This is a genomic window from Lewinella sp., assembly GCF_050633125.1.
GTDB lineage: Bacteria > Bacteroidota > Bacteroidia > Chitinophagales > Saprospiraceae > Lewinella.
Map to the genome: position 1 here is coordinate 25,197 of NZ_JBOEFX010000074.1, position 24,835 is coordinate 50,031.

A 24,835-nucleotide genomic window follows, 5' to 3' on the forward strand; every position below is an offset into this window, starting at 1 on the left:
ACTGTTGTTCAGTTGTTTGTGTTTTTTTTTGTGAATTATTTTATATTATTAAGGTGCTGTTTCTGAATAAAAAAAACTCGTTTTTTGTCAAGAAAAAGAATGGTCTTGCTTTTGTCAGGTATCAAAATGGATTTTGATGATTCGGATTATTGATAAACGAGGTGTCTGTGAGGGTGTGTAAAAAGGCTATTAATGCTTGTTTCTCTTCCTCCGTAAGGTCAAAAGGCCTGATGTTGGGATTTTCGTTTTCTACACCATGTCCGCCTTGAGCATAGTGTTCTAAGACCTGTTCCAGGGTTTCAAACCGCCCATCGTGCATATAAGGAGCAGTGAGGGCAATATTTCTTAAGGAGGGGGTACGGAATTTACCGTTATCAAAAAAGATTTCACTAATAGCACCTCTTCCCAAATCTGCAAAATCTGCCAGGGATGGTACATCATCCAATCCATTATTGTGGAACTTATTGTCGGTAAAATTAGGCCCACTGTGGCAGTGCGTACAGCCTGGGTGTTCAAGTGTAATGGCAGTCTCTACCTCGAAGAGCTCCAGTCCTAGTTGTTCTTCTTCTGTAAATTCCTGTGAAAGGTCGTTGAACCAAACAACCTTGTCGTATTTACTATTACCACTAATCAGCGTCCGCTCAAATTGGGCTAAAGCTTTTACGGCCAAGTCACGTGTAATTTCTGATTTACGATCAATACCAAAAGCAGCCCTAAAGAGAGCGGGGTAATCATTGTGACGCTGTAGTTTTAGTTCAACATTTTCCCAACTGTCGTTTAATTCATCGTGTGCTTCAACGGGAAGGAATGCTTGATCTTCCAGGCTGGCAGAACGGCCATCCCAGAAAAAATCTTTTTCCATAAAGACCATATTGACTATAGCCATGGAACTACGCGGGGTGGATAACCCCTGAATTCCCACACTACTAGCCAGCCCATCAGTAAAACTATCCTCAGGGAAGTGGCAACTAAAACAGCCCATTGTGCTATCGGCAGAAAGGATAGGGTCAAAGAACAACATCCTCCCAAGAAGGATACCTTGCTCGGTCATAGGATTATCGGAAGGAATGTTAGGTTGCCCAAGAAAAGAAGGGAAATCGAGCTCATGGGGAGTAGGTGCATATGGACCGCTGATCAGTTCGTCAGTACAATCATCACAATCCGGCATCTCGTCATCATCGCAACAAGCCATAAGAGAGCAGCAGGCGAAAAAGGCACTTAGCGCAAGGAATTTAAAGGTATGATTCATGGTTGGGCTATTTTTTAGCAGGATAGTACATTGGATTAATTAAGGCAGAAGAGTCGGTCAAAGTTTGTAAAAATGCGATTAAATCTTGCTGATCTTTGTCACTAAGGTGTAAAGGCCTGACATTAGGATCTAGGTTTTCAGCATATAAGCCTCCATCATTATAATGTTGAATAACATCTTCGATGGATTCCAACCGTCCGTCATGCATATAAGGAGCGGTTAGGAGAATATTTCTTAAGGTTGGGACCCGGAACTTCCCATTGTCAAACTTGTTTCCATTAACTCGGCCAAGGCCTTCGTCTGGGAAATCATCAAGAGAAAGACTTTCATTTAAACCATTGTTTGCAAAATTGAGGTTGGTAAACAGAGGGTCAGTATGGCAGTGGCTACATTCAGCCATTGGAACATCGGGGTAGCCAGCATCGAAGAAGATGGTCCATCCTCTCTGTTCTTGTGGTGTAAATTGTGTTTCACCTCGTTGTACTTGGTCAAACTTACTATCTGTACTAATTAAGGTACGCTGAAATTGGGCCAGCGCTTTAGCAGTGGTTATTTTGTTCATGTTGGCGGCTGGAAAAGCAAGCCTAAAGAGTTCCGAATAATTAGGATGATGTAGGAGCCGCTCTTGTATGACCTCCCAGTGATTGCCCATCTCCAGGCTGTCGTTTAATGGATGAAGCGCCTGTTCTTCCAGGCTAGGGCTCCGGCCATCCCAAAAAACACCTTTATAATGAAATCCAATATTAAGGAGGCTGGGAGCCGAGCGTTGTCCAGTCCTTCCGGCAATGCCACTACTGACGGGCCGCCCGTCGGTAAAAGCCAAGCTGGGGTTATGACAGCTGGCACAACTGATAGTACTATCTAGTGAAAGGATAGGGTCGAAAAAAAGCGTTCTACCTAAAGTTACCCCCTCATAGGTAAGTGGATTATCAGATGGAATTTTCATCTTAACGAAGCCCTCAGGAGAAGGTATGGGGAAAGGAGTAGGCTTTGACGTGCAGGAGTTAAATAGTCCAACGATCAAGACGACTAACAACAAGGATAAGCTTGGTGTTTGAAATCGGGACTGTGGATGTGGGGAAGAAAAACGCCACTTGGTTTTAAATAGGTTAAACAAGACTTGGAGGAATACAGGATGAAAGGGGGAGCATGTGGTGGCAGGAGGGGAGGGGGCGTAGCACCCTCTTGTGGGAGGGACCCACCCAGCTGACCGGACCGCCAGAACTGCTCCTTCTGCATCTTTCGCAAAAAGGCAGGCGTCATCATCTGTTCTGTGAATCAGAACAGCCATACAATACGCTAAAAAAACTCCGATGAATGTTCCTCTGACTGGAGGAGTTGCTTTCCTATGATCGCCTTGGTAGGTTGTCAGTCTAGCAAGACGATGTAAATTTAAGTATTTTTTGTTTGGTTTCAAAATTAAATAAAATTAATTATTTAATTCAAGGGCGTTGTTGAGGTTTTCCCATAACCAACCATAGATAGCAACATTGTTGGTATGGTCCTGTGTGTTTTCCTGGGCGCTGATATCCAAGTAGTTGCCGTCTCGGGATAAGATGTCGTACACATCTACAGAAAATGTCATGTTTGCCGGATTATCTTTCTGGATAATCAATGGCTTATTCATGGTTAGTGTTGTAAATAATTCGTCTTTCCCGATATGATAGGTAAGTGGTGCAGAAAATTGGCCATCACCATCACGATCAGCACGGGCTTCGATCTTGGCAAAAACATAACCTCTTGCCCAGGACCAAAAATTTTGACTTAATGGATGATCAGCGGCATAATCACCAGGTTGGGTGGCATTAAGTTCTCCAGTTAGGCCTAAACCAATTTTAATGCCCGTATATACACCGGGTTCTAAATCGTCGAAATTGAGCCGAATACCTTGTTCTGCCGTAGCGTTATCGTATACCTCTTCATAATTAATAAGCTCAACTTCCGATAAAAGTACCCCTTCGGAATTGTCATCCTTGATCAAGGTAATATCGGAAACGTAGTAATTAAAAAGCTGAAACTTTAAAGGGCTTCCATCAGGATAGGTATACACCTTATCAAACATTACCAGTGGTTCATCCTGGTAGGTGGCTTTGAAGGTTAGATCGAGGCTTCCACGGGCTTCTTCGTCATCAGACTCACAGGCAGAGAAAACAAGGCTTGCTGATAAAAGAAGTAAGAATAGTTGACGCATGGTAAAGGCTTTTGAGGGAGTCAAATAAATAGAACGGAGAAGGAGTTGTTTAGAATCTCTCCTGTATACTATAACAAATAAAACCCATCAAAGTTAAGTGTGCTACTGCGCTAAAACCTCTAAAAGAGTGAAGGATTGTGTAAGGTTATCGACAAATTGATTTTTTAGCGCAATGGTGTCTGCTTGCCTGACGTCAATTCCTGTAAACCAGCGAGAGACATCGTTTTCGATAACAAGGATAGGGTCAAAGCCTTCAATGAAAGTAGTTGGGGTTGGAAGGTCTAGTTGAAGCTCTCTAAGGAAATCAGAACCGAAAATATTGATGACCCGTGGAATAGTATCGATAGAGGTCGTGTCCTGGAAATATTCAATCTTGGCAAAGATGTATCCTGCTGTAGCACCTAAGTTCATCTGGCCTGATTGAGGGGCTAAAGGGTGACTGGTGGAAACAGAAGTGGTTACAGTACTGTTGACAGGTTCTTTGATGCCAAAGGTCGTGCTTAAGCTTGCTAGCATCCCACTGGTCTCGATAGATGCTAGTGTTATATTACGGGTAGCACGATCAATGTCCGCAAGTAAGTAGTCGTCCCGAACGTAGATCATACTGGTATCCGAGCCATTGGCAATGCTGATATCTAAGGAGTCGGTAATTTCTAATGTTGTTCCATCACTCAGGTTTAATTGCAAATCAGACCAATAAAAGCGAATTCTCTGGAGACGGAAAGGGTTGTTGTTTACATCATGGAAAAAAGTGTCAAGCCGCAGCGATATGGCGGTGTCTTGGTAAGTCCAGATATTGTTGAAGCGAACTCGGAGCTGGGGAAAGGTGCAACAATCAGGGCAGGCTTCGTCGGCGTCCAAGTCGAAGTTAGTGGCGCGAGTGTCTAAGCAACCCGGAGTAGGTTCGTAGCATCCGGTAAGACAAAATACTGTCAAAAGAAAGAGGACGATCCGCATATGTAGAGGCCTATTTTTGTTGCGTTTCCCGCATGATTTTTTTTACGATTTGCTTTACCTGACTGGAGAATTCCTTGTTGACAATCCAGTTGTAGTAATTTTTATCCTTCCTTAAGACATCAGCTACAGCTTGCCCGTTGTATTTCCCAAAAGAAAAAACGATGTTTCCGTGCTGATCGTACTTCATCTTTTGGGTGGCGTCGACAAAACGAGTGTCGTTGGTGAAGTCGTGTAGTGACTTAATATCGGGAACTATTGCGTTGGGGGTCACATTGCCATCGCCGTCAATATAATCTTTGCCTTCGTACATACTAAGCTGGCCCATTAATACATCAATGGTGGCTTTCACATCAGCCATAGCATCGTGGGCGTTTTCAATTTCTTTTTGGCAATAAAAACGGAGCGCGGCAGAGAGTGTGCGAGGCTCCATTTTGTAAAAAATGCGTTGCACGTCGATTAAACGACGATTATCTAAACTAAATTCCAAACCTGCACGGTCAAATTCTTCCATCAGCATCGGCACATCGAAGCGATTGGAGTTGTATCCTGCTAGGTCAGCATTGCCGATAAAATCAAAAATCTCCTGGGCTAATTGCGGGAAGTTTGGTTTGCGTGCGACATCCTTGGGAGTGATGCCATGAACATTCATCGCTTCTTCTGAAATAGGAATACCAGGATTCACCAGGTAGGTTCTTTCTTCAGGTGGTTTGCCTTTGCCCGAGTATTTAATGAGCGCAATCTGAATAATGCGGTCACGTATGACGTGCAAACCTGTCGATTCAATGTCAAAAAAAACAAGGTCTTTACTGAGTTGGAGATCCATTTAGGGGCTTGATTTCCGGCAAAGGTAGAGAAAGAATTGGAAAGAATACCGCGAGTCTGTCACGGCTATATATTCATAAGTAAAAAGGCCTCTTATTCCGGTAGTAGGGAAGTGAAACCTTTTGTCGCTCTAGCATGTAGAAGGCCTTCGTTATCACTATAAATAAAATAACCTTCTAAATCAGGTTGCATGTTGATCAGTGTAAAGGCGGCATCTAGTCCTAAGACCATACATGCCGTCGCAAACCCGTCGGCAGTAGCACAGTCTTTTGCCAAAATAGAAGCACTGAGAAGGTTGCTGCGTTCGGGATAACCCGTGAATGGATTGATCGTGTGGCTGAATTTTTGACCATTTACCTCATAATAATTTCGGTAATTACCCGAAGTAGCTACTGCACGGTCTATCAAGGGGATTGCCACATTCATTTCGGTTGGAGCAGCGTCTTCTTTAGGTATTGCAATTCCTACTCGCCAGGGGGAATCATTGCTACCCTTGTTGCCTTTGGCTACAACTTCACCGCCGATATCTACAAAGTAATTGTCGATTCCAAGCTGACGAAGATAAGCAGCGACTAAATCTACGCCGTACCCTTTGGCAATGGCCGAGAAATCTAGTTGAGTTCCCGGATACTCCTTGTCTAATTGAATGGCAGAAGGTGAATAAATGATGGAGTCATAATCAATTTTATCCAAGCCAACAAAGGTCATTAGGGAATCTACTTTAGCGCTGTCTATAGCTGTCACCGGATGTTTAGAGGTATATCCAAAGCCCCAGTAATTGACCAGTGGCATAATCGTTGGATTGAAATTTTCAGAGGTCACTTCGGCAATTTTTAATGCCAACTTTAGGTTGGCAAGAAAATGAGGGGCACCCTGTAGGGTTTCAGCATCAATAGCATGTAAATCTCCGTGGTTGAATCGAGAGATGAGCGCGTCTGGAATATACGTAGATACCTCCATGTTTAGCGCCACCAATAAAGAGTCGACACTTGTTTTTAAACCAGTAATTTCCGAGCCTAGGTAACTTACCTTATAATAAGTGCCCATAGTTTCCCCTTGAATCATCTGGATACTGGTCACAGGCAGGGAGCCGTCAGTGCGACAGGCAAACAGGAAGGCAAGCGGAATGAGAAAAAAGTAGCTAATCGTTTTCATAGAGGGGGAGAACTTTGGGGAGTTTCAATCTAAACCATTCGGCGACGATCCCACCAGCTATCTAGTGAGTATCGGCCAGGGCCCATAAGCAAAATGACCAGATATGCAGTGCCAAATAGTAGTGCAGATTCTTTATCACGGATCGTGTCGCCACCATGCACAACAAAGGCTGCTACCAGCATAGTAAACAAAGCAGGGATAGATGCCCAACGCGTAAATAAGCCAATGACTATTAAAACCGAGCAAGCTACTTCTGAAAAAACAGCAAGACTGAGTGAAAGTTCAGTTCCTACGCCTAAGGGGTCTCCAAACTTGATGGGCCCTTCTGACAATAATTTCATCAATTTGCCCCATCCATGATTGATTATCATAAAACCACCAAAAACAAGGCGGAGTAAAAGAAGAGAAATATCAGTAGCTTGACTTTTAGACATCATTCGTGATTTTGTGGTTCCAGCAACCAGACCTTATCCGGTAAGGTATCTGTAATTTCATAACGTTTGTAAATAGAATTAGTTAAAACATTATGAGGGTGGTCGGTTCTTAATAATATGTAGCGTGGTTGTTGAGCTAAAATATGCTGAGCTTCCTCGGCGAGATCAATCTCTAGTGCATTGACATGGTGTTCATAAAAGAGAAGAGAAGAATGCACATAAGGAGTTAGGCTTTTTTGGCCTAATAAATGGTAAACGATATGATGATAATTACCAGTGTACACCAATTCTCCGGGAGCAAGTCGCTCTTTTAGTGCAGCGGCTACCAATCGTGGACCGTCTAGTTTGTTTTGGAAATAAGAAAACAAGCCAATAGAGATGCCCAAGAAGGTAGCGAGGAGAAAACCTCGTGACCAGAGCGCAGGGATTTTACGAAGCCAGGCTTGCTGCCCTCGTTCTGGATCAAACCAGCTTGCAGCCAAGAGAGCTAGCGGTGGCATCATTTGAATTTGGTAATGCCCAAACGTTTTGCCCGGTAATAAGGTCATAACGGTTACGCAGGCCAGCCATAGCATTAAGAAACCTTGCCAAACACGATCTTTAGCAAGAGGTTCCCTTAGTGCAAAAATGGCCAGCAGTGTAAACGGGAAAAAGCGACCTAAAAACGCAAGCGCAAATACGAACCGGTCCCCCCAGCTGGCTTCTACCGGATACCGACTGGTTACATCAAATGTGTAAAACAAGAAGGCTTCAGTCTGGCCAATACTTGCATAGTAGCCATAAGTCAGTGCCAAAGGAAGAAAGAACACCAAGGTAAGTGGTAAGCATTCCTGCAAAACACTCTTAAAGAGGCGTTCTTTTCGCCAACCCTGCCAAAGCAAAAATAATCCAATGGCCATAGCATCGGCAGCAATGACATACTTGATCATAAAACCTGCACCAAGCAATAAGCCCGCCAGTAAAAAATGGTAAACTTTCCTTTCTTCCCCCCAAACCAAGAGAAGGGCGCCTATAGTGAAAGGATTAAAAAACAATTCCGTATTGGGAGAGATCCCATAGAATTTAAAAATGGAACTGAGTAAAAGGTAGCTAATACCTGCAGCCCAAGCCACTTTTGTACTTCCACTGGCTTTTTTCCCTAAGCGATAAAGCAGGTAAGCGGTCAGTCCTACCACCAAGGCCGTAAACAAACGCAAGAAAAAGATAGATCCTCCTCCAAGGAAACTCATCAGCGCGTAAACCAAGAAAATGCCAATAGGCTTGGTGTCATAGCTGTCGACCAAATAGTTTTGGCCCTCTAAAAGCCCCTTGCCAATCAAAAAATAAGTAGTCTCATCATGATTGATCACGCTAGGGAAGAACGTCCCCCAGCGTAATAAAATAGCGAGAAGCAACAATGCCGGTAACGCCCATTTAGACCAATCAATTTGTCGCATTATCCTTTGGCCTTGCCTTCGAGAATACCTTCTTTAACAGCATCTTCCTCTACGCCGTGCAGTTGCACCGTGTCTACGCCCGTTTTGCGCAAGCGTATGTTTAGAAATTCTACAAGCAGCGAGAACGCAATTGCAAAATAGAGATATCCTTTAGGGACAGTTCCTACCTCTGAGCCTGCAATGGAAAGGTGTGCCAAGTGAGCGCCTTCTACGATCAGCATAAAGCCAATAAGGATCAAAAAGGCAAGCCCAAGCATCTGTATAGTCGGATTGCGGTTGACGAAATTACCTACAGGTGTAGCGAAAAGCATCATTATTAGAACAGAAACCACCACGGCTGCAATCATAATGGCAAGCGCACCAAACAGCCCGTTAGTCATACCTACAGCAGTAAGAATGGAGTCAAAACTGAAGACTATATTGATAACCGTAATCTGGACGATTACATTCGTGAGGTTTGACTTGCCTGACTTAGCAGAATTTTCCTCGTCGTGACCCTCTAGTTTATGGTGAATCTCACTGGTAGACTTGTATAGCAGAAATACACCACCGGCAATTAAAATCAAGCTCTGGCCGGTGAAACCTGCCTCAATTAAGCCAGTGTGAATACTAAACAGGGATGCACTCATTGCTACGAGAGCGGAAATGCCAAATAATAAAACAATTCTCATTACCATAGCCAAAACAAGGCCGATATTGGTAGCCCTGGGGCGTTCCTCTTCCGGAAGCTTATTGGCAGCAATAGTAATGAAGATGATGTTGTCAATACCAAGTACAATCTCTAGAAAAGTCAGCGTGATAAAGCTCATCCAGACACTGGCATCTCCCAAATTGGGCATTACGAGTTCCATAGCAATGTAGTCATTAATGATTAAGAACAGCACAAAGCTGCAAGTTTACGATATTCTGAAGAGTTTCTGGAATCAGGCCAGGGATAATTCAATACGATCCATGAAATTGGTTACACACTTTCAAAAAAGAGGAATGTTTATTTGGGCACCCCCTTCGCTAAAAGTATGTTTGAGGTGGCTTGTAACTCGTTGATTAAGAGTGTTGAAGAGTCCTGTTTGTACTCTGTCGCTCCGGGCCGGGTCGTGCGCCACTCGCTGCTCGCTCGGCCCTCCTGGCGTCGGTCTGCCCGCTAAAGCGTGCCTGGCTACCACCCCTGGTGCAATTCGGTGATGGGAATATTGTCAGTAAACAAGCCCTTAATTTGACCCACGATTAGTTTGTCTCACTGACAAAGGAGGTGTTAACACCAGAGGAGTTTATGATCCTATCAATGAATCTCTTTGAAGAGCAAATACCAGTTGTGGAAAGGTGGAAGGAATGCTTTTTGGGGCTGAAAAGTTTTTTAATTAAAAAAATTGAAAATTATTGTTTTGTTTTTTGTATCTTTGTCGCAAGCAGCACGACCAATGCTGTTTACCAATCATAGGAATCTACCCTCGCATGGTCAGCGAGAAAATCAGCGGTTTTTTTAAACGCAATGTAGGCCTCTTTCTAGTTCACTAGGGAGAGGGTGTGATAGCGTGTCTCTTGCTATGGTTTTAGGAGGAGATGTGCGGTGTTCGGACTGGAACTCACCAGATATAGGGTGGGTCCCGCCTTGCGGGCTATGCACCTATGTCAAACATGTTTGTTTACTCACCATACTTAATCATCCTCTTCCTTATCTTTGCCGTCCAAAAGCAAAAAAAATCATGAAGTTTAGACGTCTTACTAAGGAAGAATTACAAGGCTTGGAGGGAGATTTTGTGCAGTTTTTAGCGGCTCACACTGTCACTGCTCAAGACTGGGAAAGACTCAAAAAAGAAGAGGTAGCGAAAGCGGAAGACCTTCTTAATCTATTTAGTGATATCGTTTTTGAGAAAATAATCAAACAGGTCGTTTACCTTGAGTTTCGTACGCCTGATGACCTTAAGGCATTCCACTGTTTGGATGATAAAATTGTCCTTAATGGCCTACACATGGAAGGCCAGGCAACGCATGATCTGACCAGCGATCTTCCTGCCGCAGAGCTTATGGACAGTTTTAAGACGGCTAATGTTCAACTGAAAATTTATACAGCAGAGAAAGCCTACTTGCCAGATCGAGAAAAAGAAATCTTCCGCATGCTGGAAACCGGAGCCCTTATTGCTCCCCAAGGGCAATGGTTCCAAACCATCGAAGCATTAAAAGCTTAGGATAGCCTTGCAACTACTATTGATAGCCTTTTGATGGCAGGCCTCCAGTAGGACATTCGTATAGCCTAGTCTTAATTAATAAACCTGCCAACGTTATTTAGGAAAGGCTAACCAACCAACCAACCAACAAACAAACAAACTAACTAACTAACTAACCCCTCCTCGTCCAGCAGGTCAGGTCGCCTGGCTTGAGTACGGGCCAATGCCTGCTCATAACGCCATTCTTCAATTTTTGGGGTGTTTCCCGAGCGGAGAATGTCTGGAATGTCTTGCCCACGAAAGGAAGCCGGACGCGTGTATACAGGGGGCGCGAGTAAATCGTCCTGAAAGGAATCGGTCAGTGCTGATTGCTCATCTCCTAAAACCCCAGGGAGTAGCCGGCCTATAGAGTCTACCACTACTGCCGCAGCCAACTCGCCACCACTTAATACGTAGTCGCCAATACTTATTTCCCTGGTCACATAATGCTCGCGGATGCGTTCATCAATTCCTTTATAATGCCCACAAATGAATAGGAGGTTTTCTTTAAGGGAAAGGTGATTGGCAATAGCTTGCCGATACCGTTCTCCATCTGGTGTCAGGAAAATGATGTCATCATAAGTGCGTTCCTTCGTAAGATCATCGATGCAGTTAGCCAATGGTTCACACATCATGACCATCCCGGCGCCGCCCCCGAATTGGTAGTCGTCGATCTGCTTGTGTTTGCCTAAACCATAGTCGCGTAAATTATGGGTAACAACTTCTAACAAGCCCTTGTCTTGTGCACGCTTCATGATCGAATGCTCAAACGGACTGCGCAATAACTCGGGCATCACGGAAATAATATCAATACGCATGGACGGCTGATTTTTCGCAAAGCTGACCATTTTTTCTCTTACTCACAATTTTTGACAGCCAATTTCTAATACGTGCTTACAAATGCTCAGCCAGTTACGACACTTACTCATCAAGGGTAGTTTGGTGGTAGATGTGCCTCTATTTTTGATGCATCAACTAAATCACAAGAACATGCGCACCACACTATTGGCACTAATCATTATCAGCACTCATTTTTTATTCGGACAGTATGACGAGGCTTTTTTTACAGTCACGGCGACTTCAGGACTTACGCTCCGGGAAGGCCCCGGACTTGAGTACGACCGTTTAACTGCGATTCCTTTTAATACCCAGATCACTGCGTTGGAAGATGAAATCAATTACGAACAAAGAGATACCATTGGAGACATCAGCGGGTACTGGGTGCCTGTTCGATATGAACAGAAGGAAGGCTATTTGTTTTCTCCCTACCTTAAAAGAGGTTATTTGTTTAAGCCGGCAGAAGACGGGAGGAATAGTGATTTTCGTATTGTTATTCCTGGGATGCGAATCAGTTCACTCAACTACGATCCTGACCTTTACTGGTATGCACTCATTGCCAAGGCAGGGGAGGAGCAAGGTGACTTTCGTTTGAAAAAAGTGGACCCTCAAGTAGATTTTGAACCAATGACCATGGAGGAACACTATAACTGGGATGATGAAGAGGGACTGGTGAGTATGGACCTGGAAGTATCTGACGACTATGTGTTTCTTTTCATTGGCACTCATCAACCCGTTGCAGCGGTAGAAGAATTAGTTCAAAAGACTTATCATAGTGAATCAAGCAATTACCCTGAGTGGGGACAACAAATATATCCTTATCAACAACTCAATATTTTTGACACCAATGACGGTGGGAAATACGTACTTTCCGGCCATGCCCAGCCGACAAAAAGAACTTATGCGTCTGAGGATGAAATCGATTATTCTCTTGGAATAAGTTATTATCAGAATTCAAATTACTATCGGGTAAATCCTGATCAATCTTTTACACCAGAGTTTGTTGCTTATCCTGATGAAGAATTAATGACTTATTTTCATCATTATCCAAGAATCTTCTGGCAAGGGGATATTAATGGCGACTTGATGCCGGACCTCATTTTCTACCAGCCCAACACGAGTGAATGTTGTGGCGGCTCAGAAAGGTTTTTCCTTTTAATGTCTGAACAAAAGGAGGGAAACTGGGAGTGGCACCGCGTAGCCGATGATACGCTTGAGAGTTGGGGAGGGTGCTAGCTCAGTTGTCGTCTCGTGATTACCCAAGTACCGCAAGCAAAGCGAGCACAAACGCGAGGAACGAATACTCCTCGATTCCGGTTCATTAAAATCACACCTTCACAAGTGTAACGAGCACTTCTAAGAGTGCAGCGAGTACGAATAAATTTAGGCAAAAGTTACCAGGATAACGAAATAAGCGTATCTTTGCGGCTCCGCTCGGAAAAGGGTGGGAAATTTGGCAATCCCGTAGCTTGCTGGACAAGGTAAACGGGGATCATTCAACAAAACAGGACATTTAAATATGCCAGTTAAAATTCGCTTACAGCGTAAGGGTCGTAAAAAACGCCCTTTCTACCACATCGTAGTTGCCGACGCACGTTCACCACGTGATGGCCGTTTTATCTCTAAGTTGGGTACTTACAACCCTATGACTAAGCCTGCTACCATCGATATCGATCGTGAAGAGGCTTACGAATGGTTGATGAAAGGTGCACAGCCTACGGATACCGTTCGCGCTATCCTTCGCTTTAAAGGTGTAATGTACCGCAAGCACTTGATGCGTGGTGTACAAAAAGGTGCACTTACCCAAGAGGAAGCCGATAAGAAATGGCAAGAATGGATTGACGCTAAGGAAGAAAAAGTGACTGCTCGCCGCGAAGCTTCTCTTGTAGAAATCGAGAACTTCCACGCTAGATTGTTTGGTGATGCTCCTGTAATCGTCGAAGAAGCTCCTGTAGTCGAAGAAGCACCAGCTGCTGAAGAGGCTCCTGCTGCTGAAGAGGCCGCTCCTGAAGCACCAGCCGAAGAGGCGCCAGCTGCTGAAGCTGCTACGGAAGAAGCACCAGCTGCTGAAGAAGAAAAGAAAGACGAAGCTTAAACCCTTCGTTTTCTATAAAAGCTGACTTAGGGCTTATTTGCTACTGGCAGGTAAGCCCTTTTCCATTTATATTTTAACGCCCGAAATTATTTTTTGCAGAATACACAATGTATATTTGCAACGGCTTCCTAAAAGCCATACTTTATTCCAAAATTATTGCAGTGAACCTGGTAGTGCCGAATGTTGCACTACCAGGTTCGCTTTTATAAAAAATAGCTTAGGATGTATGAGTTAATACCAGAATACCTGGAAAGATTAGAAACAATAGCCGGAGAAATCCAGGCAAGTGAAGTTTTGCAGCAATACCTCGAAGAGGAAGAAGAAGAATACTTCAATACCCTTAAAGAGATGTTTGAGCCAAACATCAATTTGGTTTATCAGGATGTAGCAGCCCATCACCCACTACAACTTATTCACCTCGAGCGCATCCTTCTGGATACGGCCTTCGAAGGCCTCTTCCTTCCCCGTATCCTTGGGTTTAGTGTATTAAGAGGAACCGTCGATCATCGTTACAAGTACACTCGACCACAACATCACTTTCAGGATATTCTCCTGGCCATTTGCAATTCAGCAAATTTCGATATCCTTAAAAAACGGATTGGGCAAACCATCCAGATTGGGTTCGCTTTAAGTAGTGATATATGGGTGACTAACCTGATCAATGCGATCGATAATCGCAGGGTACGCCATTACTTGCAAGGCTTGAAATCAGATCGCTTGCGGGTTTTGGATGAACGTAAGCGTGATTACGCTCGCTATAACCGCCAGTTTGTTAGTGAAAACTACCTCTCTGTTGTGTTTCCGGATACGCCAGCAGAGCTTACTATCGAATACGCTGGCCTTGAGCGCTTCCTGTTATATCGTATCAATACACAGGAAGATAATTCTTCCATTGTACCCCCTCTTGATGCTTTTGTGAGCAGTGATGAACTCAATGGTACAATAGAACACATGAAAATAGCTACGCTCTATGGTGCTTTCTTTGAATTACCTGACGATAGCCAGGTAGTACTCAGCGAAGCCATTGAGAAAATGCGTACAAGCCTGCCTGATGCAGATGAGGCTCAATTGGAGTTTTTGTTGTATCTCCATGCTCATAAGGAAGTAAAACTAACCCCCGAGGCTGATCTGAATCTGGCTGCACTATACGATCGCCAAACCGATGACCAGCTTAGTGATTACTTTACGATCATTGAAAAAATTCATACCGAGGGCTATACCAACGAGCCAACCCAAGAGGCAATTCGGGAGGTATACCTAAACCACGAAGGGCTTTCCTCTTTTAATGAAGGTATCCGCCGTACGGTTTTTCATTATTTTGACATTTTTGTTAAAAATCTTGAAGCAAAGGATTACCCTGAATATTTTGAAATTACAAAGCTTTTTGCGGTTTACATGGGGCTCTTTGGTAACCAGAAGTTTAACCAAGACCTTAAAGAACTTTCAATGACTTATGTTGAAAAGTTACTGAAAGTCTATACGGATAAGCGTGGTAAAGACTACCAGGATATCAAAAAGTTTGTTTCAGCAACATTCCTTGATTTTGGCTTCTTGACGGACAAAGAAATTGTCAATCTCTTCAAAACACGGCGTAAGCGTAAGAAGAAAGAAGACGAATAAATAGGCATCAAAAAAAGCCGCAGGCACTGCTTGCGGCTTTTTTGATGAATACGGAGGCTTAAAAGTATTGCGCAAGGCACGGAATTTGTTAAATTGAGCACGATTAACCAATACGCTATCGTCGTTAAAGTTCCTTCCTATGCGTTTGAGTACCCTTGACTGGGGCATCATTGCCGCCTTTTTCCTTTTCTCATTGGTAATTGGGGTCTGGACCTCCCGCCGAGCCGGTAAAGGTTTTGCCGAATTTTTTCTATCTGGCCGTGGTATGCCCTGGTGGCTCCTTGGTATCAGTATGGTCGCCACTACCTTCAGTGCTGACACCCCAAATTTAGTGTCCGACATTGTTCGTCAGAATGGTGTATCCGGCAACTGGGTCTGGTGGGCTTTTCTGCTCACGGGAATGCTCACGGTCTTTCTGTATGCTAAACTTTGGCGAAGGTCCGGTGTATTGACAGACCTCGAGTTTTACGAACTTCGATACAGTGGGAAGCCTGCATCTTTTTTACGAGGTTTTCGAGCGGTTTACCTGGGCGTTGTCTTTAACGTCATGATCATGGCGACCGTCTGCCTGGCAGCAATTAAGATTGGGAGCGTTTTACTGGGGCTCACGCCAGTACAAACGGTTCTGATTGCTTCTCTTGTTACCGTTATATACACAGGCCTAGGTGGGCTAAGAGGTGTTATCATTACCGACTTTTTTCAGTTTGTCCTGGCGATGGGGGGAATGATATGGGCTGCCATGATTATCCTTGATCGCCCGGATATTCAAGGGCTTGATAGCTTATTGGCTCATCCCAATTTGCAAGGAAAATTGAACTTCTTGCCCGATTTTAATAATTGGGAAGTTGTATGGCCGCTGTTTATTCTTCCTTTAGCAGTGCAGTGGTGGTCTGTCTGGTATCCTGGCGCAGAGCCTGGAGGAGGAGGTTATATCGTGCAGAGAATGCTGTCGGCCAAAGACGAGAAACATGCGATTGGTGCTACGCTATTGTTTAATATCACTCATTATGCACTCCGGCCTTGGCCTTGGTTACTGATTGCTCTAGCTTCCCTTATTTATTACCCATTAAAGGTTAACCCTTCTCCTGCAACGCCTCAGGTTTACGTACATGCGGATGCTGCAGATTTTTTAAACAATCACCTTGATGATGATGCTTTGGCTTCCTTAGAGGATGGCCTTGCCTATCAGATAGCCCAAAATTCCGGACAGGAAAAAAAGGCTGATTATGAACGACTAGCAACGATTGTTCAAGATCATCCCATGTCGTTGGAAGTACGGTCATTGGCCTATATTTATTACGAAAAAAATAAGACAGCTACAGATAAAGCAAAATGGACCGACCCTCTGGCCGAGGAGGGCTTGGTTTATATCCATTTGGCAAAACCGGATATTGCGTTGAGTAAGTTGGGGCATGACCTCGGATTCTCGCTGATGCTGCAGTTTATGCCTTCTGGGCTATTAGGGTTATTGTTAGCAGCTTTGATTGCCGCTTTTATGTCTACGATCTCTACGCACCTCAATTGGGGCGCTTCTTATTTGGTTAATGATGTCTATCGGCGCTTCCTGAAACCTGAAGCAACAGAGCAGCAACAGGTTCGGCTTGGCCGCTTTGCTACCGTTGTTCTCATGGCATTGGCCGCGTTGTTGGCGCTGGCGTTGGAAGATGCCCTGGCGGCTTTCAATATCATTCTCCAAATCGGAGCAGGGACAGGACTTTTATTCATCCTCCGTTGGTTTTGGTGGAGAATCAATGCTTATTCTGAAATTGCAGCGATGTTTATATCCTTCTTCGTAGCAATTTATTTTGAGTTTTTGCACCCCGTTGATTTACCCGACCATGCCCGTTTGGTGTATAGTGTTGGGATAACAACTGTAGGGTGGGTTTTGGTAACCTTCCTTACCAGGCCTACTTCGAAAGACACACTTATTCGATTTTACCGCCTCATTCGTCCACATTCAGCGGGTTGGGATGCTGTCATTCAGTATGCTAAAAAAGCAGAAGAGTTGGCCGCTCCTATCCCTACAAGCTCATTTATGCTAGAGCTGAGCTGTATGTTTGCAGGCTGCTTTTTGGTCTATGGTTTGTTATTTAGTACCGGATTTTTACTTTATGGTGCATTTGGGCAGGCTACTGTAAGCCTTTTGCTGTCTTTGGTAGCAGGCTGGGTTATTTATCGGAATTGGTCAAAAATTCAACAGTAACAGTTTGTATAGGAAATAAGGGGTATTGGATGTTAAAATTCCTTTGCAGGCAAACTAAATTGAGGATTGGAAGGTTTTATAGGAAGTAATTGTTATTTGTTAAAATTTGGAATAGCTGATATATTCAAAATATTATTCGTAATTTGAGGGATGATCAGCGTAAGAATTGTGAATATGTTTTTATAGCTGCTATACAATCGTTTTATCATCAAACCCAATGCTCATGAATCGTAGGTCTCTCAAGCAGAGGTTGCTAAGAACCCGTATTGCCTTAAAACAGACCCTGAATCGAATTTTGGACATTAACCGCAAACGAAAAGCATTAAGCGAATTGGTTGAATTCAAAGAACACTCCGCTAAATTGGAAGATGAACTAAAGGTTTTAAATCACCTAGCTTCTAATCAAGCTAATTTAGTCAGGAAGTACGAAAATGATCTGGCCGTTTCTGACGCCTGATCAAATCAGCTTAACACTAATGTTTAGCGAACCAATAGGGCTATCTTCATTTGGAGGTAGCCCGTTTTATTTTCTGAAGTAGCTTGTTAATCCACTTGTACCCACTGCAAGAGTAAAAATTAGTAAAAAGTCATGAACAATTAGCTACCCTAATTTTGTTAGATGGGCAAGAATGAAATAAATTCATTTCAGAAGCGGTATATGAGTACATTTTTAGTGGACCAGGAGACGATGGAGAGTATGCTCACTAACCAAGGTACCAACCTCTGGCACCTTTCCTTTGAGCACCCAGTATTGTTGGTTTTCTTAAGACACTTTGGCTGTACCTTCTGCCGTGAGGCATTGAGTGATATTGCTAAGATTAAACCCCGGATTGAATCAAAGGGAATTGGCGTTGTTTTCGTACACATGACAGAAAACAAGATCGCTGATCGCTACTTTCAGCGTTACGAATTACCAGGTGCCGTTCATATCAGCGACCCCGAGTGTGACTACTACGCAAAATTTGGATTAGTGAAAGGTAACTTTACCCAGTTGTATGGGCTACAGTCATGGATCCGAGGATTTCAGTCTAGTGTCATCGAAGGGAATGGCGCTGGTTTTAGACAGATCGGAGACGGTTTTCAAATGCCAGGGGTATTCGTTATCCATGAAGGAAAAATCAAAGATGCCTTCATTCACCGCCTTTCTCATGATCGTCCAGATTACGAAAGTCTTGTCCTAAATTGCTGCGAAATCAAATAAGTACCAGAATATCCAGAATATTGACGGAACGGGTAACACCATCCCAAGAAACCTCTTCTTTAGTTAATCGTAACTTATAATCAGAACGGTGCCGAAGCTTTTCGATAAAGCCTCTTGCCATTTGGCGGGAGGGTTCTGTCAAGATAATACGCCCCCCTGGTTTCATCATTTTTTTGAAAGCATGCTCCAAATCGGCGAAGAAACGTTGTTCGTAAGCGACATCAGAAGCGAGTAACAAGTCGGTTTGTAGGAGTTCGGCTGGTTTCCGCCAATCCATTGTCAACGTTTGCAAGGGGACTTGCAAATTTTGACTCCAATTTTTCTTCAAGAAATCTAAAGGTTCAGGCAGGTAGTCGGTTAAAGTAACCTCCGCACCTAACATGCCTGCAACAATTCCTGGTAACCCAAGGCCGCAACCTATTTCTGTTACACGTAGCCCTGGGCTGATGATGTTTTCACGCACCAAGTACCTTCCCAATGCAATGGCCGAATGCCAAAGGTCTGCCCAATAGGGAATCCGTTGGTCGAGGTAATCCTCATGATCTTCCCCTTTCTTGATTAAGGCATCAAGCAACTCATCACCGTTGGTAATGTGTGTAATGTTTACTGCAAGGCCATGCAGATCGAGGGTGTCTGTTTGAGTCTGGTAAGGAAATGTCAATAGTGTATTTTGGCTCGAAGGTAAGGCTTGTTTGTTATATTTCAAATGAAATTACCTATCGCAGAAAAAGCCTAATAAACACCAGTGCGCATCTCCGTAAAGGCATAACGCAGAAGGTCGTGGGTCGTCACAATACCGATCAGTTTGCCATCATCCAAAATAGGGAGGGCATGCATCTTGTTAGACAGGAATACATCAGCAGCTAGATCGATTTGATCGTCGGGTGTCAGGAAAACAGGATAGGCAGACATCATGTCGTGAGCAGAGAGGTAATCAAACTCCTTTTCACTGTAGGTAGCACCAGTAGAGTTGAGGCTGAGAATGTAAGTAGCTCGTCCAAGGTCTTCTTTACTGATAATACCTTTTAGTTTATTGTCGAAATCCAGCACGGGTAAGTGATGAAAGTGGTGGTTGTCAAATATTTTTTTGACCTCAGAAAAGGTAGCAGTTTCAAATACACTGATGACATTTTTAGTCATAATGCGTTCAACGGTATGTAGCTTATTCATAACTTGTAGTCATTGATTAATACCGACAATTTCGGAGGAATGAACTATGGCGCTGGTGATTTTTCTCAGTCTAGTTTATGAACTTTATCAAGTAATGAATGCTTGATCTTTTGCAATAAAAAATCCCAAATATCCGGAAGGACATTTGGGATTTTATGGCACTATTAGTGCTGGGGCTTTTACCTCGTAGGGAATGACTAATCGACGTTGCGAAATTTGTCTTCCTTGTAGATTGCCTTTAATGTTTCTTTACGACGCTTTACTGAAGGCTTCGTAAATTCACGACGATTTCGTACTTCACGAATCACGCGAGTATTGATAGATTTGCGCTTGTAACGCTTGAGTGCTTTGTCAATAGATTCGCCACTGCGAACGTCGATAATTAGCATAATTACTACGAGTTATTAATTTTGCGGTGCAAAGATAAGAGTATCTGCTAAAATAACAAGTATTGGGTATGTATTTTTTGATTGCTAACAGGAAAATAACATCACACGATGGATATTAATGCGGATAAAGAACAGTTGAAGGCCTTTTTTAATCAAACAGTCAAGATTAGAGAAGAGGTATGGGATGCTTGTTTACCTGCTTGGCAGCCTTTTTCGGCTAAGCGGCGTACCATTCTGACTACAGCAGGGGATCGGGAGCGATATCTTTATTTTGTATTGGACGGTATTCAGCGGGTGTTTTTCTTAACCGAAGATGGCGCCAAAGAGGCTACTTTGGTGTTTACCTATGCGCCATCACTAAGTGGTGTAGCAGACTCTTTCTTGGGGCAACATCCGTCTCATTTCTATCTGGAAACCCTGACGGAGAGCCGCTTCTTACGCATACCTTATCATGCTTTTATGGAGCAGTGCCTGACTTTTTCGGAGATGAACCAATTGTCGCTGGCCTTGGCTGCCACGGCTTTTGAGGGGGTGTTGCTGCGGCAAGCAGAGCTACAAACGGCTGGTGCAGAAGCAAAATTCAGGGCCCTTTTAGAGCGCAGTCCTCATGTACTCAACTTAATTCCCCATAAATACCTGGCCTCCTACTTAGGTATTGATCCGGCGACTTTTAGCCGGCTGCTGGGGAGTGTGAAGTTGTGAGTGCTTTTGCATAATTTCTAAATCATGACATTCCTCAAGATTTTTCTTCTGAAATAGCGAGTTCTTTGTGATAGAATCAAAAAAAGGAACGATGCCTGTATTTAATCGTAAGGAATTATTGCAAAATCTGGAAGCCACCGTACGACGTGGAATTGATGTTATTGCTCAGCTCCGTACCGCTGGCGAAGCCCGTCTAAGCGCCCCAGGGGCGGAAGATAGCTGGAGTGTTGTGCAGCATCTGCATCATCTGAATTTTTATGCGACCTTCTACACGGAAGCCATTGAGCAATGCCTGGATAGCGCAAAGAGCAGTTCCAAAGAAACCTTCAGTAGTGGTTGGCTGGGTAATTATTTTACAACCATTATTGGTCCGGCACAAGAGGAACAACCGCTTAAGGTGAAAATGAAATCACCCGCAAACGCAATCCCCCCACATAGTAGTGAATTGGAGGTGGAAGCTGAACTGGAAGCCTTCTTGGGGTTCCAAAACCGATTGTTGTATTTGTTGCAACGGGCCCGGCAAGTAGATTTGGGTGGGCACCGAGTACCTACCTCATTGAGTAAAATGGTACGACTGAAGTTGGGTGATAGTTTCCGGTTTGTGATTGCGCACCAGGAGCGGCATTTTCAGCATATTGAGCGGAAAAATGGCCCGGTGGTCGATTGATGGATCGGGTCTCTCTGCCTGAACGTATGATCGCATTGGTACGATTGGGGAATCTTTTCCGAAGTCGGAAATAGAAGAGGGTTGTTAATGGCACGTTTACCTCTTCTTCGTGTGTCACGATACTTCCGACTTCCGCTTTCCGATCTCCGACGTTGTCTTGTCTTATCCTGAACAACCATTACACCCTTCCAACCTTTACACCTTTGGCATAGCCATGCCCTCGGCATACACCAATTTAATTCCGACTTCCCACTTCCGCTTTCCGACTTTGACTGCCTGAACGTAGATTGGCACTGGTGCGATTAGCCCTCCGCCCCAAAAGAAACGCGCAGGCCAGCGGCCGAAGCGCGGTGGGCCGGTAGGCACGCAACAGCAAAGGATGGTAGTGGTTCCGCTCCTTAAAATCGGGTTTCAAACCCGATTTTAAGGAGCAGAAAGAGCGAACAGCCTGGCCACCGCCGATAGGCTGGTGGTGATGCAACATTATAGAAATGGGAATGATTAAGCTATAAATTCCGACCTTTGCGCTTCGGAACTCCTGAAGGGGTTTTTGTGTTGTGGCTCCCGGGCCAACTTTACATGAACTTTGGAAGGGCTCCTAACCGAAGAAACGCAAATTATACCACCATGAATCGTCATTTTTTGGCCTTGCTAGGCTGTCTGTTTGGATGCTTTGTCCAAGCTCAAAGCGAACGCCCGAATCAATCTTCCCACCAGCTTAGTATTCAACGATCAAGCGACGAGATTCAGCTGGATGGGGTTTTGTCGGAAGCTTCCTGGCAGCAGGCAGCGGTAGCAGATGGTTTTTGGGAGAAAGACCCGCGTGATGGCGTACGGGCAAGCTTGAAAACCGAAGCTCGGTTGACTTATGATGACCAGTTTTTGTACGTAGGCATTGTCTGTTACGATACCAGCCAAAACCATATTATTCAGACGCTGAAGCGAGATGCTGGTTATTGGGAAAGCGATGCTGTAGCAGTCACGTTGGATCCTGTAAACGAGGCCACCAATGGTTTTATGTTTGGCGTAAACCCATTGGGTGTACAGATGGAGGCCCTTCTGGGAGGCGGCAGCGGTGATGGTAATTGGAACAATAACTGGGACAATATCTGGTTTGTAGAGACCCAGCAATACGATGATCGCTGGACGGTAGAGATGGCCATTCCGTTTAAGACCTTGCGCTATGAAGCGGGCACGACGGAGTGGGGGATCAATTTTTTGAGGAATGACATCAAGCACAATCAGTTTCACGTATGGGCACCGATTCCGCGACAATTCTGGGGAATTGACCAAGGATACTCCGGTAAGCTGCTATGGGATGCTGCGCCTCCGGTGGCGAAAGGCAATGTAGCCATAATACCTTACCTGTCGGGCGCTTATCAGCAAGATAAAGAAGCCGAGGACCCTGAAAATTTGGAAGATTTTGTAGGACAGGCCGGCGTAGATGCCAAGATAGCACTGGGCCCCTCGCTCAACCTAGACCTTACGGTGAACCCTGATTTTAGTCAGGTAGATGTGGATGTGCAGCAGACTAATCTGACCCGGTTTAGTTTGTTTTTTCCGGAGCGGCGGAATTTCTTTTTAGAGAACAGCGATCTGTTTGCCAGCTTTGGTATTCCTCCCGCGCGGCCTTTTTTTAGCCGACGTATTGGCTTGGATGAAGATGGCCAAGCGGTGCCCATCACCTTTGGTGCGCGCCTGACGGGCAATGTGACCGACGATTTGCGGATAGGAGTGCTGGGAGTGCAAACCAAGGCCAACGACATACAAGACGGGCAGAACTATATGACGGCAGCCTTTTCTCATCGGGTATTGGAGCGGTCTACGATTAGGGGGATGTTTACCAACCGGCAAGCTTTTGTGGATGGTGAGTTTAGTACTACTGATTACAACCGCAATGCTGACTTGGAGTTTAATTATCAAAGTGCCGATGGCAGTTGGGAAGGCTGGGCGGGGTATCACCGGGCTTTTCGGGAAGGGGTGAAAGAGGAGCACACCTTTTATAACATGGGGGGCTTTTATACGGGGGCAAATTTCAACCTTTTGGTTGACTACGTATCTGTAGGGGAAAACTATTTTGCAGACGTGGGTTTTGTGAATCGCCTGGAGAATTATGATGCCTTTAGAGATACAACGATTCGAAGAGGATACAAGATTCTTTATACTCCTGTCTCCCTTACTTTATTGCCCGCCGCAGACGGGTTGCAAAACCTGAATATCACTCTTGAGAACGCCTTTTTTCTGAACGATGACTATAGCTTGAATGAACGAACGACGTCCGTTATTGCAGAAGCCGTGTTCCCCAATTCCTCCCGGTTGGTCGTTGGGGGAACCAGTTTTACGACGGACTTATTGTTTCCCTTTGATTTTACAGAGGAAGATCCACTACCTGCTGGCCGCTATAATTACCTAGACTATGGTATGAATTATTCGTCTGATCAGCGCAAGCGATTTGGTTTCAATTTGCGGGCCGAGTCGGGTGGTTTTTATAATGGTCAGCGTATTTTGCTAGGAGCGAGTGCCCAGTACCGCGTACAACCCTGGGGGAATTTTACTTTTTCGGCAGAATACAACCGACTGAAGTTTCCTGAGAATTATGGTGAGCAGGAGTTGTGGCTGATTGGCCCACGAGCTGAAGTGAATTTTTCTAAGAACCTCTTTTGGAACACTTTCGTGCAATACAATACCCAAGATGATAATTTCAACATCAATAGCCGGTTACAATGGCAGTTTAGACCATTGTCGTGGTTGTTTTTTGTGTATACCGATAATTACGCTGTGGAAGTTTGGGGGCCCAAAAACCGTGCCTTGGTACTGAAGCTGAATTATTGGCTGGTTCTGTGATCAAGAACACAGAATACCAATGGGGGAGGACTGATCTTTGAGATTGAACCAACACCCATTGGACGATGCGAAAGATAATTGCTCCATACATTTTCAAACAGAGGGCTACTTGGAACCGTGTTAGCCATACGGCAACCTTGTTTGTCGTGGCTCTTTTTCTAAGTGGCATAACTTTTTCCTGCCAATCAGAACCTGCCAATAAAGAAGAAGTACTCACCGCTGAAACATTGGCCGACCTGGAGCAAATTACCCCATTGTCGGAAGAAGAAGGTGCGCGCCTATTGAAACAGCATTGTTATTCCTGCCACAATCCCGAGTCGGCTTCCCATGATGATATGCTGGCTCCTCCGTTGGCTGGCATAAAAAACAAGTACCAGCAACTGTACCCGGATCGCAATGTTTTTGTGCAGCGATTGGCCACATTTACGGTAACGCCCACCAAAGAAAATGCGGTAATGCGCGGACCCATACGCCGGTTTGGGTTGATGCCTCCGGTCTCCTTGCCATTAGCAGAGATACAGCAGCTGGCAGCGTTTATCTATGATAATGATTTACCTGTCCCAGTTTGGTTTCCTGAGCACTTCGAGGAGCAACATGGAGAAGCCTGGTAGATATAGCCCCTTTATTAAAATTTAAGACGAACCAAATTATGCGTATTC

Annotated in this window: 24 protein-coding genes; 11 read left to right on the forward strand and 13 right to left on the reverse strand. The window is 44.4% G+C overall.

Annotated elements, in window-relative coordinates:
* Positions 1-121 precede the first annotated feature (121 nt).
* The 9 genes from ACRBG0_RS16040 to ACRBG0_RS16080 form a co-directional block, all read right to left on the reverse strand.
* Complete coding sequence (locus tag ACRBG0_RS16040) at positions 122-1,249, reverse strand: cytochrome-c peroxidase (RefSeq protein WP_431487883.1); 1,128 nt, start codon at positions 1,247-1,249, stop codon at positions 122-124.
* Between the two features lie 7 nt (positions 1,250-1,256).
* The gene (locus tag ACRBG0_RS16045) at positions 1,257-2,195 is read right to left on the reverse strand and encodes a cytochrome-c peroxidase (RefSeq protein WP_431487884.1); all 939 of its coding nucleotides are present in this window, start codon (positions 2,193-2,195) and stop codon (positions 1,257-1,259) included.
* 483 nt (positions 2,196-2,678) lie between these two features.
* Complete coding sequence (locus ACRBG0_RS16050) at positions 2,679-3,440, reverse strand: MbnP family protein (protein WP_431487885.1); 762 nt, start codon at positions 3,438-3,440, stop codon at positions 2,679-2,681.
* Between the two features lie 102 nt (positions 3,441-3,542).
* Positions 3,543-4,397, reverse strand: a complete 855-nt coding sequence (locus tag ACRBG0_RS16055; protein WP_431487886.1) for an MbnP family protein — start codon at positions 4,395-4,397, stop codon at positions 3,543-3,545.
* A gap of 10 nt (positions 4,398-4,407) precedes the next feature.
* Positions 4,408-5,220 (reverse strand): exonuclease domain-containing protein, encoded by an 813-nt coding sequence (locus ACRBG0_RS16060; protein WP_431487887.1) that lies wholly within the window; start codon positions 5,218-5,220, stop codon positions 4,408-4,410.
* Positions 5,221-5,312: 92 nt separating this feature from the next.
* Entirely contained in the window at positions 5,313-6,374 is a 1,062-nt protein-coding gene (locus ACRBG0_RS16065; protein ID WP_431487888.1) for an FAD:protein FMN transferase, read from the reverse strand.
* A gap of 29 nt (positions 6,375-6,403) precedes the next feature.
* Positions 6,404-6,808: a DoxX family protein gene (locus tag ACRBG0_RS16070; RefSeq protein WP_431487889.1), complete on the reverse strand. Its 405-nt coding sequence runs from the start codon at positions 6,806-6,808 to the stop codon at positions 6,404-6,406.
* The gene (locus ACRBG0_RS16075; RefSeq protein WP_431487890.1) at positions 6,808-8,244 is read right to left on the reverse strand and encodes an ArnT family glycosyltransferase; all 1,437 of its coding nucleotides are present in this window, start codon (positions 8,242-8,244) and stop codon (positions 6,808-6,810) included. Before ACRBG0_RS16075 ends, ACRBG0_RS16070 begins: the two co-directional genes overlap by 1 nt.
* Complete coding sequence (locus ACRBG0_RS16080) at positions 8,244-9,083, reverse strand: TerC family protein (protein ID WP_431487905.1); 840 nt, start codon at positions 9,081-9,083, stop codon at positions 8,244-8,246. Before ACRBG0_RS16080 ends, ACRBG0_RS16075 begins: the two co-directional genes overlap by 1 nt.
* Before the next feature lie 864 nt (positions 9,084-9,947).
* Here ACRBG0_RS16080 and ACRBG0_RS16085 point away from each other — a divergent pair.
* The gene (locus tag ACRBG0_RS16085; RefSeq protein WP_431487891.1) at positions 9,948-10,430 is read left to right on the forward strand and encodes a DUF6495 family protein; all 483 of its coding nucleotides are present in this window, start codon (positions 9,948-9,950) and stop codon (positions 10,428-10,430) included.
* A gap of 143 nt (positions 10,431-10,573) precedes the next feature.
* On the opposite strand, the gene trmD is transcribed toward ACRBG0_RS16085, so the two are convergent.
* Positions 10,574-11,266 carry a tRNA (guanosine(37)-N1)-methyltransferase TrmD gene (gene trmD / locus ACRBG0_RS16090; RefSeq protein ID WP_431487892.1) on the reverse strand — a complete coding sequence of 231 codons (693 nt, stop codon included), beginning with the start codon at positions 11,264-11,266 and terminating at the stop codon, positions 10,574-10,576.
* A 172-nt stretch (positions 11,267-11,438) separates the two neighbouring features.
* Between trmD and ACRBG0_RS16095 the strand changes: the two genes are divergently transcribed.
* The 6 genes from ACRBG0_RS16095 (at position 11,439) to ACRBG0_RS16120 (ending at position 18,404) form a co-directional block, all read left to right on the forward strand.
* Positions 11,439-12,521, forward strand: coding sequence for an SH3 domain-containing protein (locus ACRBG0_RS16095; RefSeq protein ID WP_431487893.1), 1,083 nt, complete (start codon positions 11,439-11,441; stop codon positions 12,519-12,521).
* Positions 12,522-12,804: 283 nt separating this feature from the next.
* Positions 12,805-13,380, forward strand: a complete 576-nt coding sequence (locus tag ACRBG0_RS16100; protein ID WP_431487894.1) for a 30S ribosomal protein S16 — start codon at positions 12,805-12,807, stop codon at positions 13,378-13,380.
* A 222-nt stretch (positions 13,381-13,602) separates the two neighbouring features.
* Positions 13,603-15,000 carry a hypothetical protein gene (locus tag ACRBG0_RS16105; RefSeq protein ID WP_431487895.1) on the forward strand — a complete coding sequence of 466 codons (1,398 nt, stop codon included), beginning with the start codon at positions 13,603-13,605 and terminating at the stop codon, positions 14,998-15,000.
* A 139-nt stretch (positions 15,001-15,139) separates the two neighbouring features.
* Entirely contained in the window at positions 15,140-17,203 is a 2,064-nt protein-coding gene (locus ACRBG0_RS16110; RefSeq protein ID WP_431487896.1) for a sodium:solute symporter family protein, read from the forward strand.
* A 223-nt stretch (positions 17,204-17,426) separates the two neighbouring features.
* Entirely contained in the window at positions 17,427-17,660 is a 234-nt protein-coding gene (locus ACRBG0_RS16115; RefSeq protein WP_020535407.1) for a hypothetical protein, read from the forward strand.
* Positions 17,661-17,861: 201 nt separating this feature from the next.
* The gene (locus tag ACRBG0_RS16120) at positions 17,862-18,404 is read left to right on the forward strand and encodes a SelL-related redox protein (RefSeq protein WP_431487897.1); all 543 of its coding nucleotides are present in this window, start codon (positions 17,862-17,864) and stop codon (positions 18,402-18,404) included.
* Here ACRBG0_RS16120 and ACRBG0_RS16125 read toward each other — a convergent pair.
* The 3 genes from ACRBG0_RS16125 to rpsU all read right to left on the reverse strand — a co-directional run bounded on the left by ACRBG0_RS16125 (position 18,397) and on the right by rpsU (position 19,963).
* Entirely contained in the window at positions 18,397-19,065 is a 669-nt protein-coding gene (locus ACRBG0_RS16125; protein ID WP_431487898.1) for a class I SAM-dependent methyltransferase, read from the reverse strand. The two genes, ACRBG0_RS16120 and ACRBG0_RS16125, sit on opposite strands and share 8 nt — an antisense overlap.
* 71 nt (positions 19,066-19,136) lie before the next feature.
* Entirely contained in the window at positions 19,137-19,574 is a 438-nt protein-coding gene (locus ACRBG0_RS16130) for a CBS domain-containing protein (RefSeq protein WP_431487899.1), read from the reverse strand.
* A 197-nt stretch (positions 19,575-19,771) separates the two neighbouring features.
* Entirely contained in the window at positions 19,772-19,963 is a 192-nt protein-coding gene (rpsU, locus tag ACRBG0_RS16135; protein ID WP_431487900.1) for a 30S ribosomal protein S21, read from the reverse strand.
* A 108-nt stretch (positions 19,964-20,071) separates the two neighbouring features.
* On the opposite strand from rpsU, the gene ACRBG0_RS16140 reads away from it, so the two are divergent.
* The 4 genes from ACRBG0_RS16140 (at position 20,072) to ACRBG0_RS16155 (ending at position 24,787) form a co-directional block, all read left to right on the forward strand.
* Entirely contained in the window at positions 20,072-20,665 is a 594-nt protein-coding gene (locus tag ACRBG0_RS16140; RefSeq protein WP_431487901.1) for a Crp/Fnr family transcriptional regulator, read from the forward strand.
* A 91-nt stretch (positions 20,666-20,756) separates the two neighbouring features.
* On the forward strand, positions 20,757-21,332 hold the full coding sequence (locus ACRBG0_RS16145; RefSeq protein WP_431487902.1) for a DinB family protein: 576 nt from the start codon (positions 20,757-20,759) through the stop codon (positions 21,330-21,332).
* Positions 21,333-21,959: 627 nt separating this feature from the next.
* Positions 21,960-24,176, forward strand: a complete 2,217-nt coding sequence (locus ACRBG0_RS16150) for a DUF5916 domain-containing protein (RefSeq protein WP_431487903.1) — start codon at positions 21,960-21,962, stop codon at positions 24,174-24,176.
* 65 nt (positions 24,177-24,241) lie between these two features.
* The gene (locus ACRBG0_RS16155; RefSeq protein WP_431487904.1) at positions 24,242-24,787 is read left to right on the forward strand and encodes a c-type cytochrome; all 546 of its coding nucleotides are present in this window, start codon (positions 24,242-24,244) and stop codon (positions 24,785-24,787) included.
* Positions 24,788-24,835: the final 48 nt, after the last annotated feature.